This window comes from Bradyrhizobium sp. SEMIA (assembly GCF_014844175.1).
Classification (GTDB): Bacteria; Pseudomonadota; Alphaproteobacteria; order Rhizobiales; family Xanthobacteraceae; genus Bradyrhizobium; species Bradyrhizobium arachidis.
In genome coordinates this window covers 3219226-3238639 of sequence record NZ_CP046601.1, presented here as the reverse complement: position 1 = coordinate 3238639, position 19414 = coordinate 3219226, and the positions used below count along the sequence as shown (strand labels likewise).

The window sequence follows — 19414 nt, the reverse complement described above, 5'->3', positions numbered from 1 at the left end:
CTGTCAGGTGATTGATTGGTTCGATCTGGGCGGGATCGTTAGGTCGAAGAGAATACAGCGCTGCCGGAAAGGCGTAAAGTCAGCGTGGAACGAAGCCCTGCCATGCCGACTTGTGCAGGGTCGTGCGAGCGCCATGTTATAGCTCGGCCCAGCCCCCGCTCCGGAGACCAATCATGCCACATTCCGCCATCGTCAAAGACAATGTTGCCGTGATCACGGGTGGCGCATCCGGCATCGGACTGGCCGCCGCCACAGCCTTCGCGCGCGCCGGCATGAAGGTGTGCATCGCCGACGTCGATCAGGCACGCCTGGCGGAATCCGCAACAAAACTGTCATCGATCGCGTCCGCCACACATGTGATGACCTTCGCCGTCGATGTCGGCAAGGCCGAGAGCGTAGCGGAACTGGAGCGCGCCGTACGCGAGCGTTTTGGCGGCACCGACATCCTGATGAACAATGCCGGCATCCAGCCCGGCAGCACGCTGTTCGCCGAGCCGGACAATTGGCAGCGGATCATCGGCGTCAACATGTGGGGCATCATCAACGGCTCGCGGATCTTCGCGCCGAACATGATCGCGCGCGGCAAGGCCGGCCTCATCATCAACACCGGCTCCAAGCAAGGCATCACCACGCCGCCCGGCGATCCCGCCTACAACGTCTCCAAGGCCGGCGTGAAGGCGTTCACGGAAGCGCTCCAGCACGAGCTGCGCAACACCAAGGATTGCAAGATCACCGCGCATCTGTTGATCCCCGGCTTCGTCTTCACCGGCCTCACCGCGAAGGGCCGCACCGAAAAGCCGGCCGGCGCCTGGACGGCTGAGCAGACGGTCGATTTCATGCTGACGCGGCTGGAGGCCGGCGACTTCTATATCCTGTGCCCTGATAACGACGTCCCGCGGGCGCTGGACGAGAAGCGTATGCTGTGGGCCGCCGGCGACATCGTCGAGAACCGCCCGCCGCTGTCGCGCTGGCATCCGGATTACGCGGATGCGTTCAAGAGATTTGTGGACGGGGAGTAGACCGCGCCACCGAGGCCCAGAAGCAGCGCCGCTCAACAGGCGCAGTGCGAGCACCAAAGTTTGCACGCGGCACCATAGCCGCGCCCCGCCCTCGACACGACCAGAGGTTGCGGGTTATCCTCGATCCCCGGACCCATCGAATTCGAGGGCCGCCCGGCGCCTCTCGCTGCACTCTCAATGGGGTCCTCGACCGTTTGAGATTGTTTTTCGATTTTTGATTTCGATCCGAGGATTTCGATCATGCGCTCGATTTACGCACGGCTCAATCGCCGTTACGGCAGGAAGTTCATCGGCTTCGACCGTCAGAAGCTGGTCAGTTCGACACTCGCGAACGCCATGGTCGTCGCGGCGGCCACACCTCCCCGCGACATGCCACGCCCGGCGCGGGTGGCGCGAGGCCGCGTGTCACGATCGTCGGAGCGGGACTCGGCGGCCTGATGGCCGGCTACACGCTCGCCCATTGCTGCGACGTGACGATTTTCGAGGCGCGCGAACGCGTTGGCGGCCGCGTCTGGAGCAAGAACAAGGCGAGCGGCGTGGTCGAAGCGGGCGGTGAGCTGATCGGCTACAATCATCCGCTGTGGCTGGCCCTGGCGCGCCAGTTCCGGCTGGGCCTCTCGCTGTTCACGCTGGACTCGAATTTCGACGCGCTCGATCTCGACATGCCGATCTATCTCGACGGTCGAAAGATCTCGAATCCGTTCGCGCTCAAGACCCTGTTCGAGCAGATGGAGGTGGCCTTCGGGCGGATGGCAAAGCGCGCGCGGCACGTGCACAAGCATGCGCCCTGGCTCACCTCCGATGCCGACGCGCTGGATCAGCAGTCCATGGCGGACTGGATTCGGGGCGAACCTTGTTCGCGTCTCGCCAAGCTCGCGATGAAGGAGCAGTTCAGCAACGACGCGGGTCAGCCCGTCGAGAGACAGAGCCTGCTCGCCAATTTCGCCGTGGTCCATGGCGGCGCGCTCAAGGGACACCCAGCCGCCTTTTTCACCCAGACCGAGACGCTACGCTGCTCGGAGGGCAATCAAGCGCTGGCCGAGCACCTTGCCGAGGAAATCAGGAACGTCGGAGGAGTGGTCCATCTGTCCTCGCCTGTCGTCGCGATCGACATCGACAAGGAGGGCGTGACGATCACGCCGGAGGGGGCGGCCTTCCACCTCGCCGACTACGTCGTGCTTGCGATTCCGCCGAGCTTGTGGCCCGGCGGTCGCTTCGCGAAGATCGAGATCACGCCACAACTCACGTCCGACCATTACATCTCGATGGGAACGGCCGTGAAATACCTCAGTCCGGTCAAGCGCCGCTTCTGGATCGACCATGGGCTGGCACCGGCCGCGACTTCGAGCCGCTTCGGCGTCACCTGGGAAGGCACCGACAATCAGATCGCGCCGCGCGGGCGCGAGGTCGAGCTCAGCCTGTTCGCCGGCAGCAGACCGGCACAGCAAGCCCTTCGACAATGGGAGCGCGGCGGCAAGTCCGCCGTCGATGCATTCTACGCCTCGCGGATCGGCCAGGTCTATCGCGGCTATGAGGACAATCTGTCCCAGCCCCCCGACTTCATTCCGTGGCCCGCCGATCCCTGGACCGGTGCCGGCTATTCCTGTCCCGCGCCCGGCGAAGTCATGCGCGCCGGACCGCTGCTCAACAGCGCATTTCACAAGCGCATGTATTTTGCGGGCGAGCACACCTGCTTTGCCTATTACGGCTACATGGAAGGCGCGCTTCAGTCCGGCCTGAAGGCAGGTTCGGCGATCCTGAGGACGATCGCGCGCTCGGGCAGGCGCAAATCCGCCTGAAACCGTTACAGCGTCTCTTGCTTGTGCCCGCAATTCTTGCAGGCGAACTTAACGCGGCTCTGGCCTTTTTCCGCCTGGACCCGGTTCGGCGCGCCGCACTTGCCGCAGACGGCCTCGATGCGGGTCGTGCCCTGCTTGACGACGATGGTCTTCTTTTCCATCGATTCGCGGATCAGGCGCTCGGCCTCCTCACGCAGGGATTGTTTCGACAAAGCTCATCTCCGCCTCTGGAAAGCGCGAGAGCCATATCGCACCTGCGTTGGAATCTCAATGCGTGATGAGGATCGCGGACCCATCAACGTGTCATTCCGGGATGGTCCGGAGGACCAGACCCGGAATCTCGAGATTCCGGGTTCGATGCTTCGCATCGCCCCGGAATGACGGTGTGTGACTTCAGACCTCGACAATCACATAACTGTCTTCGACATGCACCGGAAACGTCTCGGCGACATACGGGCCCTTCTGGAGTTCCTCGCCGCGCTCCACCGCGACCGGATATGATCGGATCTTGACGCGTTTCGGGTCGAACCAGGACTGGCCGTTGCGCATGTCGAATTCCCAGCCGTGCCAGGGACAGCGCAGCATCTCGCCGACGCGCGAGCGCTCATAGACGCCCGGCTCCGGCGAGGTCAGCCGCGCCACGCAGGCCGCTTTCTCCAGCGGCGCGCCCTCGTGCGGGCAGCGGTTCAGCAGCGCGAAGAACTCGCCATTGACATGGAACACGACAATGTCACGCCCGGCGATATCGACGACCTTGTTGGCGCCGGGCGGGATCTCCGAGGTGGTGGCGACGATGTGACGAGCCATGTCCTCTCAAAACCTTCAGAACTTGTAGACCGCGCGGGCATTGCTGCTGAAGATCTTCTTCCGCTCGGCCTCGGTCAGCGGCGTCTTGAAGGCGAAGCGCGGATCGTCGAAGTCCCAATGCGGATAGTCCGACGAGAACAGCAGACGGTCGATGCCGACCCATTCGATCAGCGCGCGCAGATGTCGCGCCTCGTCGGGCTCGTCGATCGGCTGGGTCGTGAACCAGAAATGCTCCCGGACATATTCCGACGGCTTGCGCCTGAGGTGCGGCACTTCGCTGCGGAAGCGCTCAAAGTGCTGGTCCATGCGCCACACCGCCGACGGGATCCAGCCGAAGCCGCCCTCGATGAAGACGATCTTCAGTTTTGGAAACCGCTCCGGCACGCCCTCGATGACGAGGCTCGCAAGCTGCGCCGCGATGGTGTGCGCGTTCGACTGGTGCTCCTCGACATAATAAGACGGCCAGCCGCCGCCGGTTGGCGCGTGGCCACCATAACCGCCGACATGGATGCCGAGCGGCAGGTCGAGCGCCTGCGCGCGCTCGTAGATCGGCCAGTAGCGGCGGCGGCCGAGCGGCTCGTTGGCGCGCGGCGAGACGTTGATCTGGATGTATTCGCCGATCTTCGCACAGCGCTCGATCTCGGCGATGGCAAGGTCCACGCCATCCTGCCCGACCAGGATCGAGGCCTTCAGACGCGGATCGCGATGTGACCAGAACGCCAGCTGCCAGTCATTGATGGCGCGCTGGATCGCGGCGCCGAACTCGAGGTTCTGCTGCGAGAAGATGAAGAGGTCGAGCACCTGCAAAATGCCGAACTCGACGTCGAGCGGATCGAGATGCTGCTTCTGCATAAAGGCGAGATCGGAGCCGGGCGGCCCGCCGGTCGGCGGCCAGGCGTCGCGCCGCGCGATCAACGGCGAGGACCGCGGATAGGGCGTGGTAAAGAGATACGGCGTACGCAGATGGCTGCCATATTCCCGCAAATGCTGCTGCCAGCGCTTCGGCAGGAACTCGTTGAGATCGTCCGTCGAGCGCAGGCTTGGATGCACATCGCAATCAACGATGCGCAGCCGCGTCGCGGTGGGCTTTTCGTCGTCACGCAGCGGACGGTCGATGACCTCACTCATGCGATCCTCCTGAATTAGTTGGCGAGTGACAGCCGCGGAAACGTCTCCAGCGGATTGTCGACACACATCTTTGCGATGATGCTCTTCGGCAGATTCGGCGGGATCGGATCGTCGCCGTCGAACTGCCAGTGCGGATAGTCGGACGCGAACAGGAACATCTTCTCGGAGCCGATCTGGTCGATGATCTCCTCGACACTTCTGGCGTCGCCGGGCGCATCGAACGGCTGCATGGTGACGCGAAAATTCTCGCGGATGATCGCGGCCGGCTCGCGCTCGACCCACGGCACCTCGACACGCACGCCGCGCCAGGTCTTGTTGGCGCGCCACATGAAGGCCGGCAGCCAGCTCACGCCCGATTCCATCAGCACGACCTTGAGGTTCGGGAACTTGCCGAACACGCCCTCATAGATCAGGCTCAGGATCTGGGCCTGAAACGCCTGTGCCTCGACGAAGTAATATTCGTAGCGGTGCGACGGCCAGCCGGCCGAGCTCGGCGCCTGCCGGTATTGCGTGCCGGCATGGATCGCGAGCGGCAGCTTGTACTTCTCGGCGAGCTGGTAGACCGGCCAGAAATGCCGCCGTCCCAGCAGCGTCTCGCCCTGCGCCAGCACCAGGATGGAGACGAAACGGTTGTCGCCGGCGCGGCGCTCGATCTCCTCGATGGCGAGATCCGGCGCTTGCATCGGCACCACGATGGAAGCGCGCAGGCGCGGGTCGCGCGACAGCCATTCGGCGGCGATCCAGTCGTTGATCGCCTTGCAGAAGTCGGCCGCCATATAGGCGTCGAACACGGCCTGCGCACCGTAGAGCACGTTGAGGATGGCGTGGCTGGCACCGAGCTGCTCGAATGCGCCCTTCTGCACCATCGCGAGATCGGAGCCGGGCTTGGCGCCATTGGCCAGCCGCCAGTCGGCGCGGCCCGAAAACGGCATGCTCGGCGGATAGGAGGTGAGATCGAGTCCGTCGATGGCGCGGCTCACCACCTGCTCTTTCCAGTGATCGCTGAGATAGGGAAGCAGCGTCGTGCGTGTGCCACCAACCGCCGGGTGGATGTCGCAGTCGATCCGCGTCGCCGCCATGGAGCTTCCTCGCGCAGGTCTTATTGGCGGCGTTCTTTGTGCGCCGCATGCGCAGAGTGCCCCTGCCCGCTTCGGCGCGCAAGAGCGCACGCCCGCGTGATCCGTCATGGCTCGGTTGCATCTCGCAGGCGCGATATGAGGCGCGACGGCGCTAGACGATCAGCTGATCGACCGGCAACCGGAAATGTCGCGGCGATGTCGATGCCGAGGGGCGGCCGACGCGGAACACATTGACGAGACGCACTTCGTCACCGAGCCGCGCCATCGCGCGCAGCCCGTCATTGAAGGCGGGATGATCGGCCAGCGACGACATCGGACAGGCTTTGAGGCCCGCGCGATCGATCTCCAGCCATGCCCGATAGAAATGGCGGCCGCTCAGAAGCGGATCCTCGCCACGCGGGCGGCAGAACAGCATCATGGCCGCCGCCGATTGCGTCTTGGCATGGTCGGACAGCAGGGGCGCCGCGAGACCGAGCCTGTCGAGCAGCGGGAACAGCGGACCCAGCACGAGGCGGGCGCCGACCGCCTCGATCGCGTTCATCGCAAGCGCCTCGCGATTGAGGCCGCTTTGCAGATAGAGGGGATCATTCGGCGACAGCCGCATCCATGTCAGCAACTCGCGCCGGAAATCAGCCGCACGAATGAAGGACAGTTCGGCCTCGTCCGCCCAGGCCGCGATGTCCGCGACCTGTTTGCGGTCGCGGATGCAAACGAGATCGTCGCGTGAGGCCGTGAGCTGTGCGAGCGATGCCTCGTCCTGGGACGATGCGGCGAAAGTGCTGCGCCAAGACATCCGCCGTGGCGCGTTGTCCACCAGCGGATCGGAGGTAGCACCGCTGCCGATCGTTAGCCTGCACACCACCGCATGGGGTGAGGTGGATTTCTGATCATCAATCGCAACGTCGGCAATCGACAGTCCACGCCGATTGAGCGCGAGGCTCATCCCCTCCAGCGCCGCGCCGTGCGAAACGCGCACATCGTGGCCGGTGGGATCGGCGACGGGTGCCCGCACCGTGGTGTCGTCGACCAGCGCCAGCCGGCCGTCGGCGAGCATCTGCCAGCGCGTCGGCTGAATGTTGTGAATGCTCGGCGCCAGCCGCGCCTCCGCGACGAGCTCGCGCAACAGATCCGGCGTCAGGAGGCTCATGACGCCGCCAACGGCTTGGTGAACAGATGCAGCCGGTGCAGCGGCCTGGCGCCGACCTTCTCGGCCTGACGCAACGAGGCGCCGTTGACGTCGGCGATCCAGGTTCCGCCGAGCGTGCGGTAGCCGGCCTCGCGCAGCGCCAGCGCGGTGCGATAGAGCATCGCGCCGTTGAGCCCGCGATTATGCAAATCGCGGCAGACCGACTGGTAGATCAGGACGGCGCGGGTGTTGCTGAAGCGGTGCTTCAGGAAACGAAACGGCGCCGACAGTCCGATCCGGCCCCCGACCGACTTCACCAGCGGATTGAGATCGGGGATCGCGATGATGGCGCCGGCCGGGCGGCCGCGGTGATAGACCACGGTCGAGATCCGTTTGTCGATGACCCACATCATATCGCCGGCCTGGAACAGATATTCGGCGGCTGTCGGCGGCACGAACATGGGGTTCTCGGCAAAGCCGTCATTGAGGATCAGGCGGGCGTCCTCGAGGCGCACCTTGAACGCGGAGCGTTTGATCGGCTGCCAGACGAAATCGGTGTCAGCGAGCACCGCGCGCTGCTTGTCGCCGAGCAGCTGCTCCGGCTGGCCCTGGTCCAGCGCGATCTCGAACGTCGTCATCGGGAAGACCGCCTTGTAGCCGGCGCGCGCGAGATGACGGGCGATGTGCGGCGCGCTCCACATCATGTCGGTGAAGGGCGCCTTGTCGAATCCATCTGTCATCACGCCGATCTGTTGCATCGCCGTGAGATTGAAATTGCCTGATATCGCCGTCATGCCGCGCTCGGTGAGCCAGCGTTCCGCCGCATGCAGCAGCGCATCCGCGACCTCGCCATCGTCGACGCAGTCGAAGAACCCGAACGCGCCGTCGCGCGTGCCATGCTTGCGATTGGAGGCGTCGTGGATCGAAGCAGCGATCCGCCCCATTGGCCTCCCGTCGCGATGCGCGGAGAACAGCGCGTAGCGGCCATGTCCCTCGGTGATGAAGGGATTCTTGGCGCGATCGAACATCCGGTCGAAATCGCTCCACAGCGGCGGCACGTAGGGACTGTCCGCGCCATAGGCATTCAGCGCAGCATCGAATGCGGCCCTGCGGTCGCCCTCGCGAATCTCCAGCGTCATGCGGCCTCTGGTGTGAGGGTGAGCAGCCGCTGCACCAGGGTGAGCGCCGTTTCGGTGGCGGGATCGGCCGAGGTAACGGGCACCGCCAGCGCGATCAGCTCGATCGGATCCTGCCCCAGCGCAATCACATGGGTGGCGCTGTGCGCCGTCATCAGCGACGTCATGCGCTCGACCGCAGGATGGGTGAGCGCCAGTCCCCACGGCGCCTCGGAACGGCGCAGCACGCGCGACGTCACCAGGAGCTCATGGAGCAGCGGCGGATCGTAAGGGGCGAGGTCGACGGCGCGAAAGCGCCGCGCGCTCTCGAAGATCGGATGGCGCGCGAGCTCGGCAATCAGCTCGGCGCGCGTCTGCGCGGGGGATCCGGCCATGGAGTTAAGCAGGCCCGGCTCCTGCGATTCGAACAGGGCTCGAAGCGCGTCGGTCATCATGCCGATGGTGAGCACGCCGGCCACTGCGACCGCGCAGAACCGGATCACCTGCGCCGCATCGACGTCCCCTGCCATGAAGGCGGCGGCAATGCCGAGCAGGGCCGAGCTCGCTAGCCGCACCGTCATCAGCGTCAGCCCGTGCCGCCGCGTCTCCGCGCCGCCGCCAGCGATCAGCATGACCGTGACCGTGAGCAGCGCGCCAAGTGCGCCGAGCCGAACCGGAATGTCCGGCCACAGCGTGCGGAAATCGGTGAGGATGAAGGGCAGCACCAGCAGCGCGCCGACGGCGAGCCGCCCGATGCTGCGGTTTTCGGAACCCATCAGCTCTGTCCGGTCGCGCCGCGCCAGCAGCAGGCCGCAGGTCACGAAGCCCACGAGCTGCAACAGCGCCAGCGCAATCGCGTAGGGTTTGCGAACTGCTCGAGGCCGAGCGCGCCGCCGAGCCCCCAGCACCACGGCGCCGGCGAGCGCGGCGATCTTCACCGCGCGCGGCGCATGCCGCCGCAAGATGCCTTCGGTCACGATCAGCGCGCCGAGCGGGATCAGCGCGGCCGGCAGCACCGACAGGCGATCGAGCAAGACGCTGCCGGTCCACCACGCTGCACCGCGGATCAGGAACAGCGAGGCAATCACGCCGAGTGCGACCAGCAGCCGGTGCGTCAGCGGGCTGCGGGGATCGCGCCGGTAGAACGTCATCATGGCCACGGCAAGGCCGATGGCGCCGCACAGATTGACGATGGAATCGGCGATCGCCCCCGCGCTCATTTGCCACCCGCAAGTTCGGCGATGGCGCGGCGGACCAGCGGGCGCATCAGCGCGGCCACGATGGCATTGCGCGGCTTCTCGATCGCGGGCCGGTGCGGATTGAGGAACCAGCCGCGGCAATCGGTGCCCGACTTGCGGCCAATGATGAGCGCGATGGCCTCATAGGCCATCAACATGCCGGTCGAGATCACCATGGGCGCGAACGACATCCGGCTGCGCCGCCCGGCGGCGACCTCGCCCGCGATCTCGAGATCGACATAGTTGCGCGAGGACGAATGCAGCATCACGTGCTCGATCTCGGCGAGCATCGCCGCGCGCCGATCGGCCTCGCTGATGTCGCGCCAGTCCTTGTTCCGCGTCGGATAATTCAGCCGCTCTTCGGGCCTCGGATCATCCGGGCGCACCACGATGACCGACGGCAGCGGCGACATGTAGGCGTCGATCACGGTGGCCGCCGCATCCCGCGCCGTTCGATAGAGGTGCACGCCGGCCGCGATGTCGTCCATGCCGTTGACGATCACGGGACAACGCTCGGCGATGCCGGAGAGCTCGCTGGTCCAGCTTTCGCCGAGCACGTCGATCTCGATGGTCGGATTGATGCGCCTCGCCGCCTCCGCGGCGACGTCGGCCTTCTCGCGGCCGACCTCGTCGGCGAAGGCAAACACCTGGCGGTTCAGGTTCGAGACCTCGAACCGGTCGATGTCGGCGATCACGAACTTGCCGACGCCGGCGCGTGCGAGCGCCATGAAGGCCGCGCCGCCCATGCCGCCGACGCCACAGACGAACACGCGCGCCTGCCGCAGCAATTGCTGCTCGCGCTCATCGATGAAGCCGAGATTGCGGCCGGTGAAGGAATAATAGTCGAAATTCATCGCCCGCCCTCTGCATCGCTACGGCGCGGCCTCAGCGAGCCATACGCGCGGGTATCGTCCAGCCAGTAGACCAAAGGCAGCACCAGCCGTTGCAGCGCGAGCATCGCCGACGCTGCGAGCAGCGCCGGCAGCGAGCCATGCGGCACCTCGCTCAGGACGTAGCGCCGCGCGCCGGCGAGATCGATGCGGCCGAGCTGGAGCACGTCGTCACCGCGCGCGTAGTCCAGCTCACGCTCACAGAAATCGTTGTAGATGGTGTTGCGGTGCTTCGGCGCGGACTCAAATGTCTTCTTCAACGCGTCCGAACCGCCGGTATAGGCGTTGGTAATGATCGAGCGCGCCTCGTCAAAACCCGCTTCCTCGCCGACGCCGAACACGGCGCGGTGACGGGCCAGAATGCCGCGGGCGAGCTGCAGATGCGCAAAGCTCTGGTGCGCGCCGGGCAGCGGCGACGGATACACATCCGAGAAAGTATCGCTGACCATGCCGACCACCGACGGCACCTGGGTGACGTTCGAGATCCATTTCGGACGGAGCCCATCGCGGGCAAACAGCACCAAAGCCGTCAGTCCGTAGAGCACCCAGGACAGGCCCTGCCCGCGGACGTCAGGGTCGACCATCACGAGCCCGAGATGGGTGACCTCGACCGGCCGGCCGTCGAGCGCGACGTTCATGACCGACAGCGCGTTGAAGGCGATCGGGCGCCCGCTCTCCTCCTCGCAGATCAGCGTGACGATGGCGCGCGCCAGCCGCTCCGGCTCGCCTGAGAAGATGCCGTAGGTCAGGCTGTCCTGCGGCAGCGTCTTGGCCGCGACGATGCGAAGCTGGTCGACGAGCGTATCGAGCTCCGCGCGAGGCAGCGACAGCCCCGGCGATTCGATGATCCGTGTGCGCAGTCCCGGAGATGTTCGCAAGCTGAGATCGATGGTCGGCTGCGACAGCGCGCCGAGCCAGAAGCCGGCCTGTCCGCGCAACCTGGCGGCTATTGCACCGAGCTTCGCAAAACCCTTCTTCGCGCGCGGTGCCGATTCGCCGTTTTCCAGAGACGCCATCTGCCTGCCCTCGATCGGGCGATCTGTGCGCTCGCACGTATTAAGGAGCGATAAGCTCAACCTGGCGCTGTCGCCCCAGGGTAAATGAAACCTTCAGAGGCACCCGACAATTTCCCTTGCGGCGCGGGAGCAGCGGAGCACATTGCTCCGCCACTCTTGCTCGTTGCCGGGTTCAAGCCGCTGTCTCAAGCCGCCTTGGAGACCTCCATCAGCAGACGCTCGGCCTTGGCATCCTCGATACGGTTCATCAGCCGACTGCTCTCGTGATTGTCGCGCACGGTCTTGGTCAGGGTGACGCAGGTCTGGATCAGCATCACGATGCCCATGGTGAGATAGCCCTTCATCCAGAGGTCGATCGGCAGGAAGAAGACGCCGAGCGCAACGAGGAAGGCGGAGGCTGCGAAGGACGCGTAAGTGAAGGTCACCCAGGCGCCGCTGTGGGGTTGGCCGTTCTGGTTCATGATGGTCTCCTGTTGGTTCGAATGATGATGGGGTTTGAGAGATCGGGTTCGAGATCAGGCAGTCGGGGTGCGCTTGGACTTCAACCGCGCCAGCACGTCGTCCGCGGTCGTCTTGAGCCGGGGGCCAAAGCCCTGCTCGGCGAGTTTCTCGGCGGTCGCGAGCGGACCGGTGGCCGCATCGAGCACGACCAGCGCATCGTCCGCGGCCTGGGCTTCCAACTGCCGCTCGCGCAGGCGCCGCAAGGTGCTCTCCGCTTCCGGCAGCGTGGATTCGTAAGGGCGTGCTGCCTCGATACCGCTGCGGCGAAGCGAGCGCACCGCTTCCGAAGCGCGGGCGACGCGACGGCCGCGGTCGAGCTCGGTGATGCGGGCCTGCGCATTCGCCACATGCCGCTTCAGCCGAACGATCTCGGTCGCGAACAGTGCGCGGGCCGTCATCGCCGCATCGCGGTCGGCCTCGAGCCCTGCGATGGCTTCGGCCGCTTCCTTGGCGAGATCCTCGCGGCCGCCATCGAGCGCCGCAACCGCGCGCGTCTCGAGATCGGCGATACGGGCGACGGTCGCCTCGAGCTTGCGGCCTTCCTGCTGGTCCTGGGCGATCGCCAGCGCCAGCGTCCGCTTGCTGCGCTCGACGGCCGCGGCCGCATCGCGCATCTGCTGGTCGAGGATCAGAAGGGCCGTCCGGTCCTCCAGCTCCTCGCCCGCGGCGGCCACGCTGCCGCGGAAAAGTGTCACTACGGTCTTGAACATTGGCTGCTCCCTGTTATGAGCGTTGCTCACAGGCGCTTTGTAGCACATCTTGAGCGTCGCTCAAGATAAATTTGAGCAACGCTCACAACTTTGGTTAACAAATGTCTAAAGCCTTGGAACGTCGAGAGAAACTTCGGGCCGACCTGATCCTGGCGGCAGAACGGACGATCGCAAGCCGCGGGTTGGCCGGCCTGAAAACCCGCGATCTCGCCCGCGAGATCGGCTGCGCCAATGGCGCGGTCTACAATCTCGTGGCCGATGTGGACGAGCTGATCCTGCGCGTCGGCTCGCGCACGCTGCTTCGCCTCGACGAAGCACTCAGCGCGGCGGAGAGCGCGGGCGAGCCATCGCCGCAGGAGACGTTGGTTCGCATCGCGATTGCCTATTGCGATTTCGCCGCGGAGAATCTCGAACTCTGGCGCGCGCTGTTCGAGCACCGCATGGAGGCCGACAAGGCCGTGCCCGACTGGTCGATCGACGACCAGATGCAGCTGTTCCGCCACATCTACCAGCCGCTGGCCGTCCTGTTTCCAAAGCGCAGCCCCGAGGAGCTCGGCATCACCGCACGCAGCCTGTTCTCGGCCGTGCATGGCATGGTGGCGCTGGGGCTGGAGCAGAAGCTGGTCGCAGTTCCCCTGCCGGCGCTGCGCAAGGAGATCGCGGGCCTCGTGCGTGCGATGATCGACGGGATGATCGCGCGGGCGGCGTAGAGAGTGCGCGGCAAAACGACCGGCTGACTAAAATTTCGCCTGTCGCATCGCGCACGCCGCCCTTAGCCTTCGTGGCGGAACGTCCCCTTGTCTCGCTCCGGAGTCTCCCATGCCCCTCCTCATCCGCGGCGGCACGGTCGTCAATCACGATCATTCGCGCCGCGCGGACGTGCTGATCGACGGCAAGACGATCGTGGCGATGGGTACGTCGCTCGAGGCCCCCACTGGCGCCGAAATCATCGACGCCGGCGGCGCCTACGTCATGCCGGGCGGAATCGATCCGCACACCCATCTCGAGATGCCGTTCATGGGCACGGTGACCGCCGACGATTTCGAATCGGGAACGAAGGCGGCGCTCGCCGGCGGCACCACGATGGTGGTGGATTTCTGCCTGCCCGATCCCGGCCAGTCGATGCTCGCGGCCTATCAGGAGTGGCGGCACAAATCCGAGAAGGCGGTGACCGACTACGGCTTCCACATGGCGGTGACGTCTTGGTCGAAGCAGATCCATGACGAGATGGAGACCGTGGTCAAAACCTACGGGATCAACACCTTCAAGCATTTCATGGCCTACAAGGGCGCGCTGATGGTGAACGACGACGAGCTCTACAACTCGTTCGCGCGCTGCGCCCATCTCGGCGCCATGCCCGTGGTCCATGCGGAGAACGGCGACGTGGTCGCGTTGATGCAGGATGCGCTGATCGCGCGCGGCGTCACCGGCCCCGAAGGCCACGCCTATTCGCGGCCCCCGGAGGTCGAGGGCGAAGCCACCAACCGCGCCATCATGATCGCTGATATGACGGGCACGCCAGTCTATATCGTGCACACCAGCTGCCGTGAGGCGCATGAGGCGATCGCGCGGGCGCGCGCGGCGGGCAAGCGCGTCTATGGCGAGCCGCTGATCCAGCATCTGCTGCTGGATGCCGATGAATACCAGAACAAGGACTGGGATCATTCCGCGCAGCGCGTGATGTCGCCGCCGTTCCGCGACAAGTCGCACCAGGAAAGTCTTTGGGCCGGCCTGCAGGCCGGCTCGCTCCAGGTGGTCGCGACCGACCACTGTGCCTTCACCACGGAGCAGAAGCGGTTCGGGCTCGGCGATTTCAGGAAGATCCCGAACGGCACCGGCGGCCTCGAAGACCGACTGGGGCTGCTCTGGACCGCGGGCGTCGCCACGGGACGGCTGACCAAGGAGGAGTTCGTCGCGGTCACCTCGGCCAACATCGCCCGCATCCTCAACATCTATCCGCGCAAGGGCGCGGTCGCGGTCGGCTCGGATGCCGATGTCGTGGTGTGGGATCCGAAGGCGAGCAAGACCATCAGCGCGAAGCGGCAGCTGAGCCGGATCGACTACAACGTGTTCGAGGGCTTTTCCTGCACCGGCGGTGCCGCGGTGACGCTGTCGCGGGGCCGCATCGTCTGGAAGGATGGCGATCTGCGCGCCGAGGCGGGCGATGGCCGCTATGTGGAGCGGCCCGCCTTCTCGCCGGTGCATGTGGCGAATTCGACATGGAAGGAATTGACCGCTCCGCGCGCGGTCGCACGCGGAGCCGTGACGCCGTAGTTGCTCAAGCCGCCTTACCGGCCCGCAACCGGTCGAGCACCGGCAGCAGCTCGGACGGATCGGGGCGGTGGGTGTAGTCCGGGTTCACCTCGGCATAGGCGATGATGCCGTCTCCGCCGATGACGTAGCGCGCGGGCATCGGCAGCACCCAGGACGGATCATCGTTGAACGTCGGCAGATCGTTCTTGAATGACTTGTAGAGCGAGACGAGAGCTTCCGGCAGTGCGAAGCGAATGCCGAAGGCGTCGGCGATTTCGCTCCTGACGTCGCTCAGGATCGGGAACGACAGCTTGTTGTCGCGCTGCGACTTGCGGCTGTTCGGGGCGGTCTGCGGCGAGATCGCAACGAGGCTGGCGCCGCGCGCAGCGATCTCCGGCAGCGCCTCCTGGAGCGCCTGGAGCTCGAGGTTGCAGTAGGGGCACCAGACGCCGCGATAGAACGACACGACCAGCGGTCCCTTCGCGAGCAGATCGCGCGAGGACACCGGCTTGCCGTCGGGATCCATCAGGGTGAATTCCGGCGCGACATCGCCGGCCTTCTTCGCGCGCTGCGCCTGGCCGCTGGCGATCAGTTCGGCGGTGGCGCGGTGCATGGTGTCCAGCGCCTCCTTCGTCGGTTTGATCGGAAAGCGGCCGCCTTCGAAATCGGCTTTGAAGGCGTCGAGTCTGTCTTGCAGGGCCATGGGAAACTCCATCGGTTGCTGTGGCCCGCTCTAATTGGATTATTTGAAAACGAATGGGTATACGGTCCATATGGACAACATTTATCTGGATTTCAAATGAGTGACCGATTGCAGGAACTGGCCGTGTTCGTCCGTGCGGCGGAGAGCGGCAGCTTTTCACAGGCGGCACGCGAGCTGGCCCTGTCGCAGCCCTCGGTGTCGCGCATCATCGGCGAATTGGAAACACGTCTCGGCGTCAAGTTGTTGCTGCGGACCACACGGCGCATCACCGTCACAGATGCCGGTGCGCTGTTCCTGACCCGCGCGCGCGAAGTGCTGGCCGATATCGAGGATGCCGAGGACGCAGCGCGCGGCGTCGACTCGCTTCGCGGCACGCTGCGCATCACGATGCCGATCGTCTACGGCACGAGGCACATTATTCCGCGCCTGCCGAAATTCCTTGATGCGCATCCCATGCTGCGCGTCGAGCTGTCGGTTGCCGACGAGCGGCATAATCTCGTCGTGGAAGGCACCGACGTCGCGATCAGGCTCGGCCCGCTGAGCGACTCCGGCTTTGGCGCACGGAAGCTTGCGACCCTGCCGCGCTTTCTCGTCGCATCGCCGTCCTATCTGGCCAAACGCGGCACGCCGAAGACGCCGGCCGATCTCGCCTCGCATGATTGCATCTTCGGTCCCGGCCTGTTCGGCCACACCACGTGGTCGTTCACCCGCAACGGTGCCGAGACCTCGGTCGATGTCCGCGGCCGCATCACCACCGATTCCGGCCCCGGCGTGTTCGCGACCGTGCTGGCCGGGCTCGGCATCGCGATGACCTCGCCGGTGATGGCCGGTCCCGAGATCAAGGCGGGCGCGCTGATTCCCGTGTTGAAGAGCTACAAGCTTGCGCCGGTCGACGTCTACGCCGTGTTCCCGGCGGGTCCGCGCCCCTCGACCAAGGTGCGTGCGCTGGTCGATTTCCTGGCGGAGGAGTTGAGATAGGCCAGAAGCGGATGCGACGTCGTGAAGCGCGGCTGATGGCATGCGCCTTGCCTCTTTGTATCGCAGATCTCTCGCAACAGAGGCACTCATGAGCGCATCATCTTTCGACATAAGCCGCCGCAATGTGATGCTTGGCAGCCTGAGCGTCGCCGGATTGACCGCTATCGCGCCGAGCTGCGCCTGGGCGCAGGGGCGCAGCGAGACGCTCCTGGTGGTGCAGGAGCTCGGGCCGAACTCGCTCGACATGCAGGGCGTCGGCTCCAACCAGACCGTGAACGGCCTGTCCTGGAATTGCTACGACCGCCTGCTGACCTATGCCTCGAAGACGCTCCCGGACGGGACGGTCTCGTACGACCGCGAGAAGCTCGCGCCTGAGCTCGCGGAAAGCTGGGAGGTCGCGGCCGACGGCATGTCCTGCACCTTCAAGCTTCGCAAAGACGCGAAATTCCACGACGGCACGCCTGTGACCGCCAAGGACGTCAAATGGTCGTTCGATCGCGCGGTGAAAGTCGGCGGCTTTCCGACCTTCCAGATGTCAGCGGGATCGCTGGAGAAGCCCGAGCAGTTCGTGGTGGTCGACGACCATACCTTCCGCATCGACTATGTGCGCAAGGACAAGATGCTGCTGTTCAACGTCGCCGTCGTCGTTCCCTTCATCATCAACTCGGAGCTTGCGAAGAAGAACGCGACCGCCGAGGACCCCTGGGCGCTGGCCTGGCTGAAGAACAACGAGGCAGGCGGCGGCGCCTACAGGATCGAGAGCTGGAAGCCCGGCAGCGAGACCGTGCTGGCACGCTTCGACGACTGGAAGAGCGGACCACTGCCGAAGGTCAAGCGCGTCATCGCCCGCGACGTCCCCTCCGCCGGCACCCGCCGCGCCATGCTGGAGCGCGGCGATGCCGATATTTCCAGCGGCTTTGCGCCGCGCGACTTCGAGCAGATCATCAGGGAGGGCAAGGTCAAGGTCTCCGGCGTGCCGATCCCGAATGCGCTCTGGTACGTCGCGCTGGACACGGCAAAGCCGCCGTTCGACAATGCGAAGCTGCGCCAGGCCATCGCCTGGGCGATGCCCTATGAGCAGATCCAGAGCAGCGCGTTCTTCGGGCGCGCCGTTCCCATGTACGGCGGGCCTGCCGAAGTCTCAAAACCGGTCTGGCCGCAGCCGTTTCCCTATGTCACCGATCTCGACAAGGCCAAGGCGCTGATGAAGGAAGCGGGCTTCGAGGCCGGCCTTGAGACGACCTTGTCGCTCGACGCGGGCACCGCGACCGTCGGCGAACCGACCGCCATCCTGATCCAGGAGAGCCTCGCCAAGATCGGCATCAAGACGTCAATCGAAAAAATCCCCGGCGCCAACTGGCGCACGACGCTCAACAAGAAGGAGCTGCCGCTCGCGCTCAACCGCTTCAGCGGCTGGCTCGATTATCCCGAGTATTACTTCTACTGGAATTTTCACGGCAACAATTCGATCTTCAACATCTCCTCCTACCAGAACAAGGAGATGGACGCGCTGATCGAGAAGGCGCGGTTCACCACGGAGGAAGCGGAGTGCGACAAGGCGGTGAAGGATTTCATCGCGCTCTGCATGCGCGACGTTCCCGTCGTTCCGCTCAACCAGCCGATCCACGACGTCGCCATGCAGAACACCATCACCGGATACGAATTCTGGTTTCACCGCGAACCGGATTACCGCCAGTTCGCGAAGGGCTAGTTCCGACGCGCGACGCTGATTGCGCCTGAAGAGGCTCGCGCCTGCTCGGCCGGAAAACCGCGCTCCAGCCGCGCCGCGCTCGCATGCAACATCGCCGCATCGAGCCTGCCCTGCCGTGATCCCTGCAGGGCGCAGGAAAAGACCCGGTAGAATTGCGCGCCGTCATAGGCGACCAGCAGCAAATCGACGCCGGCATTGATCGCCTCGACCACGGCTTTGCAGACGTCGTTCTGGTAGATCGCGCCCATCACGAGGTCGTCGGTCATGACGACGCCCTGATAGCCCCATTTGCCGCGGATGATCCCGTCGACGACGCGCTTCGAATGCGAAGCAGCGCGATTGGGATCGACGGCGGTGAGCGTGACGTGCCCGACCATCAGCGCGCCGCGCGAATGCGACAGCACCTCGCGGAACGGCAGCCAGTCGGTTGCCTCCAGTTCCTTGACGGGAGTGTCGAGATTGGCGCTGAAATGATGCGTGTCGGTGCGCACGCGGCCGATGCCCGGGAAATGCTTGAGCGTCGCGCCGACGCCTGTCTCTTCCAGCCCGCGGACATAGGCGCTCGCGATCGTGCTGACGACGACGGGATCGCTCGCGATCGCGCGCCGGCCGATCAGCGTGTGGAAGTCGAGGCGGTTGCGCCGCTGCGGCGGCTTCAGATCGAGCACCGGCGCGAGATTGAGGTTGATGCCGAGCCCGGCAAGTTCTCGGCCGTGGATGCGGCCGAACTCTTCGGCCTTGGCCTGCTGGTCGTCAGGCGCAAGCCCGGTGAGCGTCGCCAGCGCCGGCACCTTGGTCAGCGGTGGCGCGAGATGCCCGACGATGCCGCCTTCCTGATCGGCGGCGACGACCAGCGGCGGGAGATTCGCGGCACGCCGCTTGTCCTGGAGCGCCGCGATGTCGGCGCGCAGTGCTTCGATCGTCCGCCCACGGATATTGTGCCTGGTGACGTAGACGCCGCCGATCAATCCCTGCTCGGCAAGGCGCGCGACCTCGGGAAAGGAAGAATAGCCGACCATGAAGTGAGGCCCGAGCTGACGCGTCTCGGCTGCGCCGGCAGAAAGAACGTCGTGCTTGCGTAGCTCGAACCTGAGATGGGCTGCTAGCATCAGGACCGGCGGCAGGCACCACAGCATGACGAGCAGCTTGCCTGCGATGGTGCGCCAGCGCCCTCTCCGGAGCAGGACGATGACGATCAGGATGCTTGCGACGACAAGCGCGATGTTTCCGGCGCCGCGCAGCGGGACCAGATAGGGATCGTTCTTGTTCGCGGCCACGAATGCGACGAATGGCGCGGCAAGCCAGAGCAGGATGAGACCGATACGGCGGAGGAATTGCATG

At 65.3% G+C, this 19414-nt stretch carries 20 protein-coding genes; 7 read left to right on the top strand and 13 right to left on the bottom strand.

Features of this window, described 5'->3' with window-relative positions; genetic code table 11:
• The first annotated feature begins 173 nt into the window (after window positions 1–173).
• The 3 genes from FOM02_RS15885 (at window position 174) to FOM02_RS15875 (ending at window position 2818) form a co-directional block, all read left to right on the top strand.
• Complete coding sequence (locus FOM02_RS15885; RefSeq protein ID WP_027562961.1) at window positions 174–1019, top strand: SDR family NAD(P)-dependent oxidoreductase; 846 nt, start codon at window positions 174–176, stop codon at window positions 1017–1019.
• Window positions 1020–1259: 240 nt separating this feature from the next.
• Window positions 1260–1457 carry a hypothetical protein gene (locus tag FOM02_RS15880; RefSeq protein WP_265441861.1) on the top strand — a complete coding sequence of 66 codons (198 nt, stop codon included), beginning with the start codon at window positions 1260–1262 and terminating at the stop codon, window positions 1455–1457.
• Window positions 1457–2818 carry a flavin monoamine oxidase family protein gene (locus FOM02_RS15875; RefSeq protein ID WP_265441860.1) on the top strand — a complete coding sequence of 454 codons (1362 nt, stop codon included), beginning with the start codon at window positions 1457–1459 and terminating at the stop codon, window positions 2816–2818. The genes FOM02_RS15880 and FOM02_RS15875 overlap by 1 nt, the downstream gene beginning before the upstream one ends.
• A gap of 5 nt (window positions 2819–2823) precedes the next feature.
• On the opposite strand, the gene FOM02_RS15870 is transcribed toward FOM02_RS15875, so the two are convergent.
• The 11 genes from FOM02_RS15870 to FOM02_RS15820 form a co-directional block, all read right to left on the bottom strand.
• Window positions 2824–3030: a hypothetical protein gene (locus FOM02_RS15870; RefSeq protein ID WP_027562959.1), complete on the bottom strand. Its 207-nt coding sequence runs from the start codon at window positions 3028–3030 to the stop codon at window positions 2824–2826.
• Between the two features lie 181 nt (window positions 3031–3211).
• The gene (locus tag FOM02_RS15865) at window positions 3212–3625 is read right to left on the bottom strand and encodes a Rieske (2Fe-2S) protein (protein ID WP_027562958.1); all 414 of its coding nucleotides are present in this window, start codon (window positions 3623–3625) and stop codon (window positions 3212–3214) included.
• A 15-nt stretch (window positions 3626–3640) separates the two neighbouring features.
• Window positions 3641–4753, bottom strand: coding sequence for an amidohydrolase family protein (locus FOM02_RS15860; protein ID WP_027562957.1), 1113 nt, complete (start codon window positions 4751–4753; stop codon window positions 3641–3643).
• A 14-nt stretch (window positions 4754–4767) separates the two neighbouring features.
• On the bottom strand, window positions 4768–5832 hold the full coding sequence (locus FOM02_RS15855) for an amidohydrolase family protein (RefSeq protein ID WP_027562956.1): 1065 nt from the start codon (window positions 5830–5832) through the stop codon (window positions 4768–4770).
• Between the two features lie 151 nt (window positions 5833–5983).
• Window positions 5984–6979 (bottom strand): hypothetical protein, encoded by a 996-nt coding sequence (locus FOM02_RS15850; RefSeq protein WP_027562955.1) that lies wholly within the window; start codon window positions 6977–6979, stop codon window positions 5984–5986.
• A complete protein-coding gene (locus tag FOM02_RS15845) occupies window positions 6976–8097 on the bottom strand; it encodes a hypothetical protein (RefSeq protein WP_027562954.1) in 1122 nt (373 codons plus the stop codon). The genes FOM02_RS15850 and FOM02_RS15845 overlap by 4 nt, the downstream gene beginning before the upstream one ends.
• Complete coding sequence (locus FOM02_RS15840; RefSeq protein WP_265441859.1) at window positions 8094–9293, bottom strand: hypothetical protein; 1200 nt, start codon at window positions 9291–9293, stop codon at window positions 8094–8096. Before FOM02_RS15840 ends, FOM02_RS15845 begins: the two co-directional genes overlap by 4 nt.
• Entirely contained in the window at window positions 9290–10165 is an 876-nt protein-coding gene (locus tag FOM02_RS15835) for a HesA/MoeB/ThiF family protein (protein ID WP_027562952.1), read from the bottom strand. The genes FOM02_RS15840 and FOM02_RS15835 overlap by 4 nt, the downstream gene beginning before the upstream one ends.
• A complete protein-coding gene (locus tag FOM02_RS15830) occupies window positions 10162–11217 on the bottom strand; it encodes a hypothetical protein (protein WP_051378335.1) in 1056 nt (351 codons plus the stop codon). The genes FOM02_RS15835 and FOM02_RS15830 overlap by 4 nt, the downstream gene beginning before the upstream one ends.
• A 185-nt stretch (window positions 11218–11402) precedes the next feature.
• A complete protein-coding gene (locus tag FOM02_RS15825) occupies window positions 11403–11678 on the bottom strand; it encodes a YiaA/YiaB family inner membrane protein (protein ID WP_027562950.1) in 276 nt (91 codons plus the stop codon).
• Window positions 11679–11732: 54 nt separating this feature from the next.
• On the bottom strand, window positions 11733–12428 hold the full coding sequence (locus FOM02_RS15820) for a PspA/IM30 family protein (protein ID WP_027562949.1): 696 nt from the start codon (window positions 12426–12428) through the stop codon (window positions 11733–11735).
• A 101-nt stretch (window positions 12429–12529) separates the two neighbouring features.
• Here FOM02_RS15820 and FOM02_RS15815 point away from each other — a divergent pair, with 101 nt between their 5' ends.
• Window positions 12530–13138: a TetR/AcrR family transcriptional regulator gene (locus tag FOM02_RS15815; protein ID WP_027562948.1), complete on the top strand. Its 609-nt coding sequence runs from the start codon at window positions 12530–12532 to the stop codon at window positions 13136–13138.
• A 109-nt stretch (window positions 13139–13247) separates the two neighbouring features.
• Window positions 13248–14702, top strand: coding sequence for a dihydropyrimidinase (gene hydA, locus FOM02_RS15810; protein WP_027562947.1), 1455 nt, complete (start codon window positions 13248–13250; stop codon window positions 14700–14702).
• 4 nt (window positions 14703–14706) lie between these two features.
• Here the strand turns inward: hydA and FOM02_RS15805 are convergent, their stop codons facing one another.
• Window positions 14707–15384, bottom strand: a complete 678-nt coding sequence (locus tag FOM02_RS15805) for a peroxiredoxin-like family protein (RefSeq protein ID WP_027562946.1) — start codon at window positions 15382–15384, stop codon at window positions 14707–14709.
• 96 nt (window positions 15385–15480) lie between these two features.
• Between FOM02_RS15805 and FOM02_RS15800 the strand changes: the two genes are divergently transcribed.
• Both FOM02_RS15800 and FOM02_RS15795 read left to right on the top strand, forming a co-directional pair.
• A complete protein-coding gene (locus FOM02_RS15800; RefSeq protein WP_027562945.1) occupies window positions 15481–16362 on the top strand; it encodes a LysR family transcriptional regulator in 882 nt (293 codons plus the stop codon).
• An 88-nt stretch (window positions 16363–16450) separates the two neighbouring features.
• Window positions 16451–18073 carry an ABC transporter substrate-binding protein gene (locus tag FOM02_RS15795; protein ID WP_027562944.1) on the top strand — a complete coding sequence of 541 codons (1623 nt, stop codon included), beginning with the start codon at window positions 16451–16453 and terminating at the stop codon, window positions 18071–18073.
• On the opposite strand, the gene FOM02_RS15790 is transcribed toward FOM02_RS15795, so the two are convergent.
• A complete protein-coding gene (locus FOM02_RS15790; RefSeq protein ID WP_027562943.1) occupies window positions 18070–19413 on the bottom strand; it encodes a glycoside hydrolase family 3 N-terminal domain-containing protein in 1344 nt (447 codons plus the stop codon). The two genes, FOM02_RS15795 and FOM02_RS15790, sit on opposite strands and share 4 nt — an antisense overlap.
• Window position 19414 lies beyond the last annotated feature (1 nt).